A 12,556-nucleotide genomic window follows, 5' to 3' on the forward strand; every position below is an offset into this window, starting at 1 on the left:
ACATGCACAGTGGTAAATAAAGGTTTCACGTAAGATAAAGAACAGAAAGAGATTTAAAGAAGGGATTGAACACAAACCAAATGCCCAGCAGAGCAATAGGCATGGGCATGTGCCCAAGATGCGGAAAACCAGGAACCGTAGTAATAAAGGCAGGAAATTACGTATACATAAAGCACGGAAACACCTGGCACTACATAGGAACAATAGACAAAGTAAACCTAAACAAAATACTAATAAAAGACGAAAAAAAATACTAGAAAAAAAATAAAAGAAAATGACGTAAAATATAATTATAAATACATTAGAAATAGAAAAATGAAAATGTCACTAATTATCTTAGCAATATTTTTAATTATAACTTTTAATTTAATATATTATTTTATAGTGCATAATAATGGTAAAAATAATCCCAATACAAATATTGCCTTAACAGACTGTCACTATATTAAATCAGTTAATAATACTGCATTCTTTATTTTATGTAACAACATAAATATAAGCATGCCCAGCAGTTTCAATATTAAATATATAAATAATTTAACTAATTATAATATTTCGATTGATACTTTTAACTATTCAAAATAAATATATACACTGTTGTTACAGTAACGGTATATGAATTTACGTTATAAATGAGAACATACCAAGTTCCAGGGCCGGGATTAAATACTACAAATGCAGAACCTCCGCTTACTATATAGCCATATCCTGACCATGTATTCGAATTTACTACACCTACAAGTAATGATGCTGATGACGGAGTCCATTGCACATACACTGCTAATTCTTGACCTGAACTTAATGTTACTGGTCCAAGTAATACACCAGAATTAGGTGGTAGTGTAAATGGGTCAGCTTTATGTTTTAATGGTAGTGTCTTTAGTTTTAGTGTTGTTACTTCCTTGATTATTGTTACGCCTGGTGTGTCTGGCTTTATCTTTGTTACCTGCATTGCCATTGTTGTTCCTGCCATTAGTGCTACTACGAGTAGTAGCGCGGGTAGTACTAGTGCTAGGCTTTCCTCGTCATAGGTAATGCCAGTATTTAATATTTTTAAAGATTACTCCTGTAATACTTTCGGTGTACTTTGTTCTTTATTTCTATTTCATTATTTCAATTTGTAAAGAAAATCCTTTAGAAATAGAAAACGAGGAGTAGATCGGAATTAACAGGTTGAATGAAACCTACGACTCAGCACTCGGCAAACTCGTCACTCCTCTGGCAGGCGAGGTCCCTACTCATCACCCATGGCAATATCACTGAAGCCCCCTTATAAGCCTTGGGCCTCTACATTAACTACATAATTATTCATATAAGTATTTATTAATCCCATATAGAATTATATATGTAATTTTACATATATAATGGGTAATATACATGGATTATGTAATAATGCTTATTAATTAGTTAATTTAGTTACTCTTGGTGGTTGTATGAAGGCGATAGACCTCGTTAAAAGGAGGCCCCTGGTTATTACTGAGGATAGGCCGTTTATTGAGGCTGTGGATTTGATGGCTAAGGAGAATACTGGCTCTGTGGTTGTTGTTGAGGATTTAAATAGTATGAAGTTGCGTGGTATAATTACTGAGCGTGATGTGATTAGGGCCTTGGCCAATAGGCTTCCGCTTGATACGCCGGTTGGTAAGGTTGGGACTATGGGTCCCAGGGTTGTTAGGGCCAGGGTTGATGATACCGTGGGCACCGTCGCCTCCTTAATGGTTAATTACAGGGTTAGGCATGTGATCGTTGTTGATGAGGAGGATAGGGTCGTGGGCGTAATATCCATTAGGGACCTACTCGGTGACCTAGACGCGGTTAGGGAGATTTCGAGACTTGAGAGGTACCCAAAGGTTAGAGAGTGATCTTCAGTATCCTATAGATGAGTGATGATATAATAATTAAAACCCCAGTTACTACCCAACCAAGCACTCCGAAGTACTGCACTACGTAGCCCATAACGACGCCCATTATTGAACCTATTATTGATGATACCGTGAATAGGTAACTGGTGGATTGAGCAATTAGTATTGGGCTCACGAGCTCATGCACTAGGTATAGCGTTAGGAGTAGAATTAGTGTGAATGCAAAGCCTATTGCCACGGGGATGAATAGCTGAGCCCTGGCCAACCCCATCGGCATTATCACAGCGCCAAGGGCCATGGTTAGGTAGAATAGTACCTTACGCCTCTCCACCTTTAACGAGTGCCTAAACCTATACAGTAGTGGCGTCAGGGCTAGTGGTGCCGTTAGTTCTGCAACACCTAGGTAATTACCCATGCTCATAACCAGTGGGAGTAGGCTTAGGTATGCTCCCCAGGGTATTGAGAAGGCTATGGATATCATCAACACGTCTGGGTTATTCATGACTGCCATTAGCGATACACTCTTTATTATCACGGCATCCTTCATCGTAAGTAGCACAAGCACTGCAAGCGCCAATGAAGCTACGCCAAGGTATAGCGCGGTATCCTGCGTGATGCCTATTACCACGAGCGATGAGGTGAGCATTAATATGGCTATTGATGATAGGTAGGTAACCTGAACCCACCTGGTTAATCCCCTAATACTCCACCAACCAAGTATCAACAGAAGTGATGGCATTAGGTATAGCCCAAGCCCCATACCGGCAAGGAACCTAAGTAGTAATGCCATGTGATAACTACTGGTCGTTGAGAAGATGAGGGATAAGCCATTGAGTATCAGGCCTAGGAACATGGAGACCCTATTACCAAGCCTACTGAATAGGAATGTTGCCGGTAACTGCGTTGCCGCGAAGCCCATCATCGCGGTTGCCATGGGTATTACGTAATAAATAGCGCTGAGCATGACCTTCCTTATTGTCATTACGTCGAACATTATGGTTGATACGCCCAGCCAATTAATCATTATTAATGATAGGCCTGCTATGCTAATGCCAAGCACGTAGTAGGCTTTCCTAACGACTAAAGCGTCCAATTCCTCAATAGGCCTATTATTAATCCCCACATGAAACCTGCATTAAAGCCCCTTATCAAGGTTTCTAACTATTGACAGTTAAGATAAAGAGGGTGGGTAGGTTCATGTCGAGTTATCACTTACCTGCTCGTCAGAGTCCTTGTCAATCCTCACGGTTATTACGGCCCTACTCACCTCCTCCTTAAGCTTCTCCCTGAACTCCCCATACTGCTCAACCAATGAACCTAATTTCTCCTTATACCTCTTAAGCACCAGGTTGAAACTGCCAATGGCTATGTACTTAATGAGTCTCTTAACAATGAAGTTCTCAACCTTCCTAACTATTAAGTCACTAAATGCTATGGCCTCCTCAAAGGACTTAATCAAAGCCTTGAGTATGAATTCCCGCCTCAGTGGGTCATCAAGCATTTTATCAAGCACTGTGAAGTCCCTCTTCCTAAGTGCGCCCATTGGTATGAAGGGTAGTGGGAACGTGAGAACCCTGAGCTTCTTAAGCCTATCGAGAAGTTCGAGGCTCTTAATGACGTCGTCATCAGTCTCACCGGGTAAGTTGAGAATCATCGTGCCAACAACCACCCAGTGATTATCATTGAGTATTCCAATGGCTTCCTCAACAACGTCCGGGTACTGCTCAGGCTTGTATGGCAGTGCCTTACCTGCATTAGCAGCCTCAATAACCTGGGGGAGCCAGTCTCAATACCCATCTCGATGAAGTGCCAGGTACCGCCCTCATTCATGTACTCTGAAACCTCCTTAACCATCTTAGGGGCGTACTTAACAACAGCGGCCGTTGTGAAGTCGGTCGTTATTTCGTAATCATCCCCATAGGACTTAACCAGTTTATACGCCTTGACGGTTAGGTCCAGGACCTTGTCCGGGTTAGGCTCAATACCCCTCGCGCCGTACCTGAAGAACTCCTCGCTATGCAGCGTTATTTCCTTAAAACCACCAACCTCGATGTTCAGCTTAATCTCCTTATCAATATGTCCCTCAAATGGGAATGACCTAATCATACCACTCAAAGTCGGTGTGCAGAATTGACAACCCCTACCGCAGCCTCTCGTAACCTCAACCATACCGCCAATTGATGGGGTCACAATCGTCGGTACCACGTCAATAGGCACAGGCCTATGGGCGACAACCCTACCCGGCACTGGCTCACCCTTCATGATTTTATCGAACAAATGCGGCCCATCCTCCTCAAACTCACCCTCATAAACAACGTCAATGCCGAGTTCACCCTGCCTACCCGTATCGATAATCTGCCAACCAGCGGGACCGCCAATTACAATCTTTATGTGATTCCTATGCCTCTTAATTGCTGGATGATTAATGACCTGGAGGAATGACTTAGCTATGTACGGTAAGCCCCTATATGGCAGGTCCGCCAACTTTAATATCCAGTAGAGTATTCCCGAGCCATAGCTTAGCCCCAATGGGTCCATTACGTATATACCGACTATTCGTGTATTTGGTCCAATTACTTTATCGAGCTTATAAGGATCGGCGATTATCACGTCGTTCCTCGTATAACCATGGGCAAGTAATGCAGCCTCAACCTTAGCCAAGCCATAGGGAGCCCTTAAAACCCTACCGCTCTTATCACTCCTAATACTGAAGAATCTACGGGCAACCCAATCCCTAAAGTAGTTCTCCGGTATTGCGCTCGCGAATCCAACAACGGATGACCCGTGCGTATCGCTCATTGTTGCGATCTCGCCCGTTAAAACGATTGGATAACCGCCGAATGACACAGACCCATTATATACCTGTAGTAAATAAAAACCCTTCTTCATTAATATAAATTACTGGCTTCGCAAACTTTAACCAAGAAATTGAAAGTTAGCTAATGCCCTTCCTAGGAGTCCTTGCACCGCAGGCGGTGCACACAAGCACGTATATCCTACCCTCCCTCTCAAGGTAGGTATCTATTGAGTGGCAAACGGGGCACTCAACGTAGAACTTAATGTACCTCTCATAAACAGCCTCAAGGGTCCTCGGGCTCCTCTCGGCATATAGAACAAGGGCATTACCCTCAATACTACCCGGAAGTGCCAGCTCCTTAAGGAAGAACCTAGCTATGTGCGTTGGATCCCTATTGAGCCTTTGGGCTACATCCCTGAAGTTTTGAATAATTGTCTTCTTAGGCTGGACTTGAATGCTTAACCTAGGTATTTCCTGCCTCCTCTGGATCTTAGGCGTTATCAATGTGTAGGCCTTATCCAATAACTTCATGTAAAGCTCATCATAATTAACATCACTCGACATATCAACGCTGGAAAAACTAATTACTTAATAAATTCTTACCTCCCGTAATCATTGTTAATAATTTATTGAAACCACGGTCAGTCTGGTTTAAAGTCTCTGCGTTTTAATAAATCATTAATGACCTTACTCGTAATTAAGACCGCCAATAGGCGCGGGATGCTTCACGAAATAACCGGCGTCATTAAGGATTATGCAAGTATTGAGTGGGTCTTCGTATCCATACCCTCGGAGACCGAGAGAGTCATCGCCATGAGACTCAGCGACTCACTGCCAATAAGCGCCCTTGATAAATTGAGGAGTATTAATGGCGTTCATGACATTTGGGCGAGCCATGAGGCGCCGATGGAGTTGGTGGGCTTCGATAAGGAGATTCTTAGGAGCATATTAATGCATATGGTTCAAAGTGGTGGTGAGGTTCATGCGTTCCTAACGAAGCTTGGTTATGAAATGGGCCTCTCCATGGCAAGTACAATGCTTAGGACTAAGTATGAGATCCCATCAAATGCGGCAATGAGTAAGGTTCTCGAGACTGCCATTAACATGCTCGTGGTTATGAACCTAACGAGGAGCGTCGAGAATATAAGCATTAGTATGGATAAGGGTGCATATCGTTAACGTATCATTACTGGAGCCCTTTGACCTTGATGCCGGTCTACCATTTACGAGGGGTTACCTACTGGGGCTGTTGAAGGTTCTCCTTAAGTGTGATTGCAGTCTTGATGCAGTAATAAATAAGTCCAGGGTTACCTTCTACCTCAAGGGTAAGTAAGCTCACCATTGACATTTTTTAATCATTATAAAACAAAACAGATTGTAATTAATACTTAAATAGACGTGGCAGGGACATAGGGCTGGTGGGCTCCTTTGGAGAGTTGGGTTAGGTCCTTAATTGACATAATGAGAAGAAGCCTTGATTCTAATGGTTTGCCAATACCAATGGACAAGTCCTACTGTAGTGAGTGGGCGAAGGACTTGAACATACCCAGGGGTGGCGACACGATAATCTACACATCATGCCTGTATCAAATGGCCCCAATGATAAACCAACTAGTGCCCTGGATTGAAAAGATAAGGGGGACACCACTGAGCGGCTTGGCCGGTGTCCTATCTAGGTTTGCTGGTTTTGTAATAAAGCCTAATAGGGCAGATATTGATAGGGCTAATGGAATAATTAGGAACATAGCCAAGGCTTGATAAAGGCTGGTGTAAACTTCGGTTTTCTTTACGATGACGAGCCTACAGTGGCGCATTACTTCATGAAATTGGGGCCGAGGATATCTTCCTGGAGTACTTTGAAAATACAGTCCTTAAAACCTTTAGGAAGTATGGGGTTAGGAGGGTCATAACCATCGACCCACATACCCATAATGTATTAACAAATGTGGCACCGAACTACTTTAAGCTTGACTTCGAGGTTGTGAATTACCTAGACCTAATCAAGGGCATTAAGGTAAGGCCTAAAATAAGTGGTGATGTGGTTATTCATGACTCATGCCTATACGCAAGATACCTGGGTAAGTATGACGTTTATAGGTCAATACTTGATAATGCAGGTATTAAGCACGTTGAAGACCCGTTAATAACTGGTAAGGATACATCGACATGCTGCGGAGGACCACTTGAGTCTCTTAGTCCTGAACTCTCGAGGAAGATTGCCAAGATTAGGATTGAGAACCTGGCCAAGCTTTCGAAAACCGTAATGACGGTATGCCCAATATGCCTGGCAAACCTTGGTAGGAATGCTGAGGGCGTAGTCCAGGTCCTAGACATAAATGAGGTTATTGAGGTGGAGTAGGTTTAAATAACGACTTTTATCATTAATTATTAATGATGACGCGATGGCTGTCCAGACCAATGACGAGTAAGGTGTTAGCTGATTACCGTCTAAGAAAGTGTTTTTATTCTGGCTTCACTACGTAGTTTTTAATGAGCTTCACACCCGTGTATGAGAGGGACCTGGAAGTACCAATAAAAATAAGTAAGTCAGCAAACGAGGACGCGAGGAGAAAGAGACTTGAGAGGTGGCCTAGGGAGGCTGGCCTATCCGTGCCTCTTGACGATTCAGGTACGAGCTTCATGCAGCTTGTTAAGTCCTTCTCTACCGACTATGGCCTAACGCCGGGTGAGAGGACCTGGGATGTTAAGGATGTCGGTGGTAAGTATAGCATTAACATGGTTTGGAAGTTAATGAGGGGTAATGAGGAGAAGGGTTATGCCAGGGTTACTGGTGAGATACCGTTAACGCCAACAGGTGAGGAGGGTAACAATGTTGTTTATACTGCGAGGCTTAAGTACGTGATTGAAATTAGTAATGACGTGCTTAGTGAGAAGGCCACTGCAGAGAACGTGCCTGAGGTCAACCTATTCGGTTAGGCATGGGTAATCCATTAAAATAATCTGGGTCATCAATAAGATAAATGTATACGGTACCAACTAGGGAATTCGAGAGGAGGTTAGACCTGCTATATAGGGTTATGGATGAGAAGAGACTGGATGCTGCGTACATAATTAATCCAATAAACATTGCCTACTTCACAGGATTTTATTACCTTCAGACGGAGAGACCTGCCGCCGTCGTCATACGTAGGAATGGCGATATTTACTTCTTCGGACCGCTCCTTGAGAGGGACCATGTATTGAGCCAGACAAAGCTCGTGAGTAAGGTATACACATATAGGGACTACCCAGGTGAGGTACATCCAATGCGATTATTTGCCGATTGGCTCAGGGAACTGCACCTGGATAGTTCAGCCATTGGTTATGACTCAACACCAGGTTACACAAGTTACTGGGGCTATAAGGGGCCAAACTTAGCGGAACTACTTCCAAGCGCTAAATTCGTGAGTATATCAGACGATATTTACTCCATGAGGTTAATAAAGAGCGATGTGGAGATCGATCTACTCAGGGAGAGCGCCAAGTGGGCGAATCTCGCCCACTCACTGCTTCAGGATTACACGGCGCCTGGCATGTATGACTACGAGATCTCACTAAGGGCCTCCCTTGATGCTTCCATAATGATGAAGAAGGCCTTGGGACCTGGGTATAAGCTTGAGGTCTGAGTACCCTGCTACGCGGGTTTTAGGGGCCAGGTTGGTGAGCATGGCGCTTACCCACACTCAATAAGTGTGGAGAGACCTATTAAAATTGGTGATGTTCTGGTGACTGGCGCGACCGCAGATGTTGGCGGTTACATGGCTGAACTTGAGAGGAATCTCTTCGTTGGTAAGCCTGGCAGTGACGTGATTAAGTACCACGAAATGGTGCTCAAGCTTCAGGACGCAGCGTTAAATGCGCTGAAACCTGGGGTTAAGGCTTCCGATGTTGATAGGGCAGTTATAAAGACCGCCAAGGAGCTCGGAGTGGCCGAACACCTACTGCACCATAGTGGACACGGCCTGGGGTTGGAGGGTCATGAGGCGCCATTCCTCGATATTGGTGATGAAACCGTACTTAAGCCGGGCATGGTAATTACGGTTGAGCCAGGCATATACATAAATGGCCTTGGCGGGTTTAGGCATTCGGATACGGTAGTTATTCATGAGGATTACATTGAGGTGATAACGTATTACCCAAGGGATACCGAGTCATTAGTGGTCGAGATTTAACCCAATTAAGCATATAAGTAAGTCAGTATTATTAATTACATTTTTCGTGAACGTTAAGCAACTCTTAACATATACAGGGATAATCGCTGCAGTGCTTGCCTGGCTATTCATAGCCATTAGCATAATTGTTAATCCCTGGTTCGTATTCACCAAAAACGCCTTCAGCGATTTAGGTGGGCCATACGCTACCGACCCCTGGATTTACAATTATGGATTAATAATAACGTCAATGTTCGTAGACCTATACTCAATAAACCTATTGTTAATATCGAGGAATAAGGTCGAGGACTTTGCCTCAGCCTTCGTGCTCATTGCAGGGCTATTCCTGGCATTAATAGGTATTTACCATGAGGGAACCAGGCCTCATGTTTTCGTATCAACCTGGTTCTTCACCCAAATGGATCTGGCATTAATCACGTGGGGCATCGGCTCATTAATGGCCAAGGATAAAAGGCTTGGGCTATTCTCGTTACTTCTCGGAATCATAGCGCCATCAATAGCGTTGATAATTCCATGGCCATCAGCAGCTACCGAGGAGGCCTACGGAATAGCGGTGATAGACCTATGGGTAGCTGTGATGACGTACCTCGAGATTAAGCACATGATTAAATAATAACATTGTCTGTCAAAGCCTGGACTGGGAGAGTGGAGGTAAGACTATTCTTACCTCCACTCTGCCTGGCCACGACGTTCAGTCTCAAATAATTCCGTGTTCCACGGCATCCTGGGTATTAATGCCATGTATACGGCCTCTGTATTAAGTACAACCCTGTCTATGAACCTCCTTGTTAATGCTCCAATTAATCCATATTTCCTACCTATATTGGGCTCTCCGTAATACTTACTAACGACCTCATTCAACTCAACTCCCCGTAGCACTTCCTTCATGAATTTCCTAGGCACCATGAACCCAGGCTTATGCCAAGGGTTACCCTGCCATCCTTATCCATTACCACGGCAATCGTAATATCAATACCCTCATCAAAACCCTCAACCTTGATTATCCCAGCCTCAATACCAACGCCGAACTCGGCATTTCGTACCGCATTAATCGCGTATTTCGCCCTCCTAATAGCCCCGTGAATGGTTTCGTCAAAACCAATGGCTCGGGAGATAAGTCGCCAGGTGGTTCAATAGGAACCACGCTAACCCTAAAGCCCGCAAGTCTAAACGCCAATTCCGTACCCCTAACCTTATTTGGGTTCCTTGAACCAAGGGCTACGAGTATCACGGCAAGTAAAGATAAATCTAGGGGTTATAAGGGTTCTAACATGTGATGATGCTTAGTCGCCTACCGATGAGTGAGGAGTGACTCCAATGCTGAATCGAAACTTCATAATGAATTAATTCAATAAATTTAACGCAACCATGGCTTACTCTATGAATACCGTGGTACCCGTGTACTTACTACCCCTCAGTAACTCAAGTCTCCTTGCAAGCTTAACCGCGGCCTCCACAGCCCTCCTCGCATATTCCTCAGCCCTCTCCAGCGCCTGCATCCTATTGGCCCCAGGACCGATTATCCCCATGCCAACAGGCTTCTTATGCTCCACGGACAAGTCCATTAATTTCCTAGCTGCTTGGTGAGCCACGACCTCGTCATGCTTTGTCTCGCCTTGAATAACAGCGCCTATCGCCGCCACGGCATCCACATCATCCCTCCTAAGCAATTCGTCAACCACTATGGGCATGTCGTATGTACCCGGCACCTTAGCCACGTAGGTAACCTCAGCACCTAAAAACCTCGCATGCTCAAGGGCCTTCTGAAGCATTAGGTATGTAATGTCGTAGTTAAACTCCGCAACCACAATCGCAAGCCTAACCCTATCCGCCATACAACCGGGGATAGGGCAGGTCCAAATTAAAGCTTATCCCGACACCTAACCCTATCACTAATCCTCCTAAGTATTGGATCAGCGATCACGTACTGATTATCAACCTTCATTATAAATCCATTATCCACAAGTCTCCTTAGGAGCTTCGTAACCTCGCTATCACTTATTGGCCTACCCTCCCTCAACTCAAGATACCTCTTAACCTCAGACCATGTGGCACCTTGCTTAAGAGCGTTAATTACGAGCACGTACCTCCTAGAGCCCATGGCCCTAACGAAATTACAAAACTCCTCCTCAACAATACCCGAGGCTATGCTTATAGTTCTATTAAGAGCCTCAGGCCCTGGATTACTGATGTATGTGAGACCAAATAGTGATAACCAACCAACAACGCCATCTAATTCATCCACAGCCCTATCAATTATATTCTCACTAACGGCGATACCCGCCTTATCGAACCCACGCCTTAGAAAGTCCAGCGACTGCTCACGTGTAAAGGGCCTTAACTCTATTACCTCCATGTATCTACCATACAACGGTGAATCTGGATTATTAAGTCTCAGGTAATTATAGAGCATGCCAACCTTAGACCCAGCAAAGATGAAGGATATATTCCTCAAATTATCATATACATAGGCAAATACTGGAAGTAAATTGAAACCTCTCATTCTGCTCAATTCCTGAACCTCATCAATTATCACGACAAGGTGCTTACCCTCCGATAGTGCCCAATCATTAAGAGCATCAAATAATGATGGTATTGATATATCCCTGGCTGACCCACTAAACTCGATAGTAAGGCCCATTATTGATAAACCCCTAACCCTACTTAGAAAATCGATTAGCCTTCGGCTAAATGGCAATAATTGACTTAAGGATTTTGCGAATTCATTTAGGAAGTCTCTGACAGTCATGTAGGCCATGCCCTCAAACCTCCTTGCATCAATATATACCCTAACTATATCCTTTGTGGCGGCTTTAACAAGTGATGTTTTACCAACACGCCTAAAGCCAACCACCAATGTGACCGCCCTATTCAATGCTGAAAATCTTAATTGCTTGATCTCGGCCTCCCTATCATATAGCTCGCTTGGGTCCTCAGCAGGTCTATCAAGAAACGCCATACCTATGTAGTAACTACATACCTATGTAGTTATTAAACTTTGCCACGTTGTAAGCGTTTTAAAGTCTTAATAATGCATAACCTCAGTGCTTAATTTCTCAAGGTTATGGATTTGGAAGTACATTAGGGATAAACTGCCCTGGTACTATGAAGTAGCCATTAACAGGAAGCCAGCCAAGTACTTAATAGCCGCGCGAATACCTGTTAACGAGAAAGTAACCGAGTTAAGTGAGGGTGAGTTGTGGAGGGAGTTTGATAGGGCCCTAAAGGACTTCCTCGAGTTATGGCGAAGGGTCAGAAATAATGAGGTGGATATTAGGAGCATGCCTAAGGCATCACCATCACTGCTAGACCTGATCGCCGAAATCACTAGAAGGATGATTAGGCATTGCGAATTTTGTGAGTGGCGTTGTAGGGTTGATAGGACGGGTGGTAAGAGGCTTGGTGTCTGCATGCTTGACTCCACAAGTAGGGTATCCACGTACTTCCACCACCTTGGTGAGGAATTACCACTTCGTGGCGTGATGGGTTCTGGGACTATATTCTTCACATCCTGTAACTTCCGCTGTGCCTTCTGCCAAAATGCTGACATAAGTAGGGATAGGTTCAACGGCATTACCATGAACCCAAGGCAGATAGCCTCGTCAGCCATAATACTCAGGCTTGAGGGCGTCCACAACATCAATTGGTCGGTGGCGAACCAACGCCGCACCTACACAATATCGCTGAGGCGATAAGGCTTATTGCCAGGGATGGCATTAAAGTCT

Annotated in this window: 19 protein-coding genes and 1 pseudogene; 11 read left to right on the forward strand and 9 right to left on the reverse strand. The window is 44.3% G+C overall.

What is annotated here, in order from left to right; genetic code table 11:
* Nucleotides 1–80 precede the first annotated feature (80 nt).
* Nucleotides 81–257, forward strand: coding sequence for a hypothetical protein (locus tag JCM16161_RS13985; protein WP_243668529.1), 177 nt, complete (start codon nt 81–83; stop codon nt 255–257).
* Between the two features lie 311 nt (nt 258–568).
* On the opposite strand, the gene JCM16161_RS13990 is transcribed toward JCM16161_RS13985, so the two are convergent.
* Nucleotides 569–973, reverse strand: coding sequence for a hypothetical protein (locus tag JCM16161_RS13990; protein ID WP_243668531.1), 405 nt, complete (start codon nt 971–973; stop codon nt 569–571).
* Nucleotides 974–1,433: 460 nt separating this feature from the next.
* Here JCM16161_RS13990 and JCM16161_RS01855 point away from each other — a divergent pair, with 460 nt between their 5' ends.
* Nucleotides 1,434–1,862, forward strand: coding sequence for a CBS domain-containing protein (locus tag JCM16161_RS01855; protein WP_054854802.1), 429 nt, complete (start codon nt 1,434–1,436; stop codon nt 1,860–1,862).
* Here the strand turns inward: JCM16161_RS01855 and JCM16161_RS01860 are convergent.
* The 4 genes from JCM16161_RS01860 to JCM16161_RS01870 all read right to left on the reverse strand — a co-directional run bounded on the left by JCM16161_RS01860 (nt 1,852) and on the right by JCM16161_RS01870 (nt 5,223).
* A complete protein-coding gene (locus JCM16161_RS01860; RefSeq protein WP_054854803.1) occupies nt 1,852–2,985 on the reverse strand; it encodes a hypothetical protein in 1,134 nt (377 codons plus the stop codon). The genes JCM16161_RS01855 and JCM16161_RS01860 overlap by 11 nt on opposite strands.
* Nucleotides 2,986–3,057: 72 nt before the next feature.
* Nucleotides 3,058–3,531: a hypothetical protein gene (locus JCM16161_RS13995; RefSeq protein ID WP_243668533.1), complete on the reverse strand. Its 474-nt coding sequence runs from the start codon at nt 3,529–3,531 to the stop codon at nt 3,058–3,060.
* Nucleotides 3,513–4,709, reverse strand: coding sequence for a radical SAM protein (locus JCM16161_RS01865; RefSeq protein WP_243668535.1), 1,197 nt, complete (start codon nt 4,707–4,709; stop codon nt 3,513–3,515). The genes JCM16161_RS13995 and JCM16161_RS01865 overlap by 19 nt, the downstream gene beginning before the upstream one ends.
* An 88-nt stretch (nt 4,710–4,797) precedes the next feature.
* Nucleotides 4,798–5,223 carry a translation initiation factor IF-2 subunit beta gene (locus tag JCM16161_RS01870; RefSeq protein ID WP_054854804.1) on the reverse strand — a complete coding sequence of 142 codons (426 nt, stop codon included), beginning with the start codon at nt 5,221–5,223 and terminating at the stop codon, nt 4,798–4,800.
* Between the two features lie 117 nt (nt 5,224–5,340).
* On the opposite strand from JCM16161_RS01870, the gene JCM16161_RS01875 reads away from it, so the two are divergent.
* The 8 genes from JCM16161_RS01875 (at nt 5,341) to JCM16161_RS01895 (ending at nt 9,444) form a co-directional block, all read left to right on the forward strand.
* Nucleotides 5,341–5,838 (forward strand): hypothetical protein, encoded by a 498-nt coding sequence (locus tag JCM16161_RS01875; RefSeq protein ID WP_243668537.1) that lies wholly within the window; start codon nt 5,341–5,343, stop codon nt 5,836–5,838.
* Nucleotides 5,825–5,992 carry a hypothetical protein gene (locus tag JCM16161_RS14000; RefSeq protein WP_243668539.1) on the forward strand — a complete coding sequence of 56 codons (168 nt, stop codon included), beginning with the start codon at nt 5,825–5,827 and terminating at the stop codon, nt 5,990–5,992. Before JCM16161_RS01875 ends, JCM16161_RS14000 begins: the two co-directional genes overlap by 14 nt.
* A 95-nt stretch (nt 5,993–6,087) precedes the next feature.
* Nucleotides 6,088–6,417, forward strand: coding sequence for a hypothetical protein (locus tag JCM16161_RS14005; RefSeq protein ID WP_243668541.1), 330 nt, complete (start codon nt 6,088–6,090; stop codon nt 6,415–6,417).
* A gap of 187 nt (nt 6,418–6,604) precedes the next feature.
* On the forward strand, nt 6,605–7,018 hold the full coding sequence (locus JCM16161_RS14010) for a (Fe-S)-binding protein (RefSeq protein WP_243668543.1): 414 nt from the start codon (nt 6,605–6,607) through the stop codon (nt 7,016–7,018).
* A gap of 131 nt (nt 7,019–7,149) precedes the next feature.
* Nucleotides 7,150–7,596, forward strand: coding sequence for a hypothetical protein (locus JCM16161_RS01885; protein ID WP_054854805.1), 447 nt, complete (start codon nt 7,150–7,152; stop codon nt 7,594–7,596).
* A gap of 44 nt (nt 7,597–7,640) precedes the next feature.
* The gene (locus JCM16161_RS14015; protein WP_243668545.1) at nt 7,641–8,285 is read left to right on the forward strand and encodes an aminopeptidase P family N-terminal domain-containing protein; all 645 of its coding nucleotides are present in this window, start codon (nt 7,641–7,643) and stop codon (nt 8,283–8,285) included.
* A gap of 66 nt (nt 8,286–8,351) precedes the next feature.
* Nucleotides 8,352–8,831: a M24 family metallopeptidase gene (locus JCM16161_RS14020; protein WP_243668547.1), complete on the forward strand. Its 480-nt coding sequence runs from the start codon at nt 8,352–8,354 to the stop codon at nt 8,829–8,831.
* A gap of 46 nt (nt 8,832–8,877) precedes the next feature.
* Nucleotides 8,878–9,444, forward strand: coding sequence for a DUF998 domain-containing protein (locus tag JCM16161_RS01895; protein ID WP_054854806.1), 567 nt, complete (start codon nt 8,878–8,880; stop codon nt 9,442–9,444).
* Between the two features lie 50 nt (nt 9,445–9,494).
* Here the strand turns inward: JCM16161_RS01895 and JCM16161_RS14025 are convergent.
* From JCM16161_RS14025 to JCM16161_RS01915, 4 genes and pseudogenes are all read right to left on the reverse strand, one after another.
* Nucleotides 9,495–9,883: pseudogene (locus JCM16161_RS14025) on the reverse strand (inosine/xanthosine triphosphatase).
* Nucleotides 9,832–10,062, reverse strand: a complete 231-nt coding sequence (locus JCM16161_RS14030) for a hypothetical protein (RefSeq protein WP_243668549.1) — start codon at nt 10,060–10,062, stop codon at nt 9,832–9,834. Before JCM16161_RS14030 ends, JCM16161_RS14025 begins: the two are co-directional and overlap by 52 nt.
* A gap of 142 nt (nt 10,063–10,204) precedes the next feature.
* A complete protein-coding gene (gene ribH, locus JCM16161_RS01910; protein WP_054854809.1) occupies nt 10,205–10,666 on the reverse strand; it encodes a 6,7-dimethyl-8-ribityllumazine synthase in 462 nt (153 codons plus the stop codon).
* Between the two features lie 26 nt (nt 10,667–10,692).
* The gene (locus JCM16161_RS01915; protein WP_054854810.1) at nt 10,693–11,790 is read right to left on the reverse strand and encodes an ATP-binding protein; all 1,098 of its coding nucleotides are present in this window, start codon (nt 11,788–11,790) and stop codon (nt 10,693–10,695) included.
* Between the two features lie 85 nt (nt 11,791–11,875).
* On the opposite strand from JCM16161_RS01915, the gene JCM16161_RS01920 reads away from it, so the two are divergent.
* Complete coding sequence (locus tag JCM16161_RS01920; protein WP_054854811.1) at nt 11,876–12,526, forward strand: hypothetical protein; 651 nt, start codon at nt 11,876–11,878, stop codon at nt 12,524–12,526.
* Nucleotides 12,527–12,556: the final 30 nt, after the last annotated feature.

Source organism: Vulcanisaeta sp. JCM 16161, from assembly GCF_001316285.1.

What these genes read in the sequence shown, in the direction of transcription:
- JCM16161_RS13985 (WP_243668529.1), top strand. Translation starts at nt 81, where the DNA reads ATGCCCAGCAGAGCAATAGGCATGGGCATGTGCCCAAGATGCGGAAAA.
- JCM16161_RS13990 (WP_243668531.1), bottom strand. Translation starts at nt 973, where the DNA reads ATGGCAGGAACAACAATGGCAATGCAGGTAACAAAGATAAAGCCAGAC.
- JCM16161_RS01855 (WP_054854802.1), top strand. Translation starts at nt 1,434, where the DNA reads ATGAAGGCGATAGACCTCGTTAAAAGGAGGCCCCTGGTTATTACTGAG.
- JCM16161_RS01870 (WP_054854804.1), bottom strand. Translation starts at nt 5,223, where the DNA reads ATGTCGAGTGATGTTAATTATGATGAGCTTTACATGAAGTTATTGGAT.
- JCM16161_RS01875 (WP_243668537.1), top strand. Translation starts at nt 5,341, where the DNA reads ATGACCTTACTCGTAATTAAGACCGCCAATAGGCGCGGGATGCTTCAC.
- JCM16161_RS01885 (WP_054854805.1), top strand. Translation starts at nt 7,150, where the DNA reads ATGAGCTTCACACCCGTGTATGAGAGGGACCTGGAAGTACCAATAAAA.
- JCM16161_RS14015 (WP_243668545.1), top strand. Translation starts at nt 7,641, where the DNA reads ATGTATACGGTACCAACTAGGGAATTCGAGAGGAGGTTAGACCTGCTA.
- ribH (WP_054854809.1), bottom strand. Translation starts at nt 10,666, where the DNA reads ATGGCGGATAGGGTTAGGCTTGCGATTGTGGTTGCGGAGTTTAACTAC.
- JCM16161_RS01915 (WP_054854810.1), bottom strand. Translation starts at nt 11,790, where the DNA reads ATGGCGTTTCTTGATAGACCTGCTGAGGACCCAAGCGAGCTATATGAT.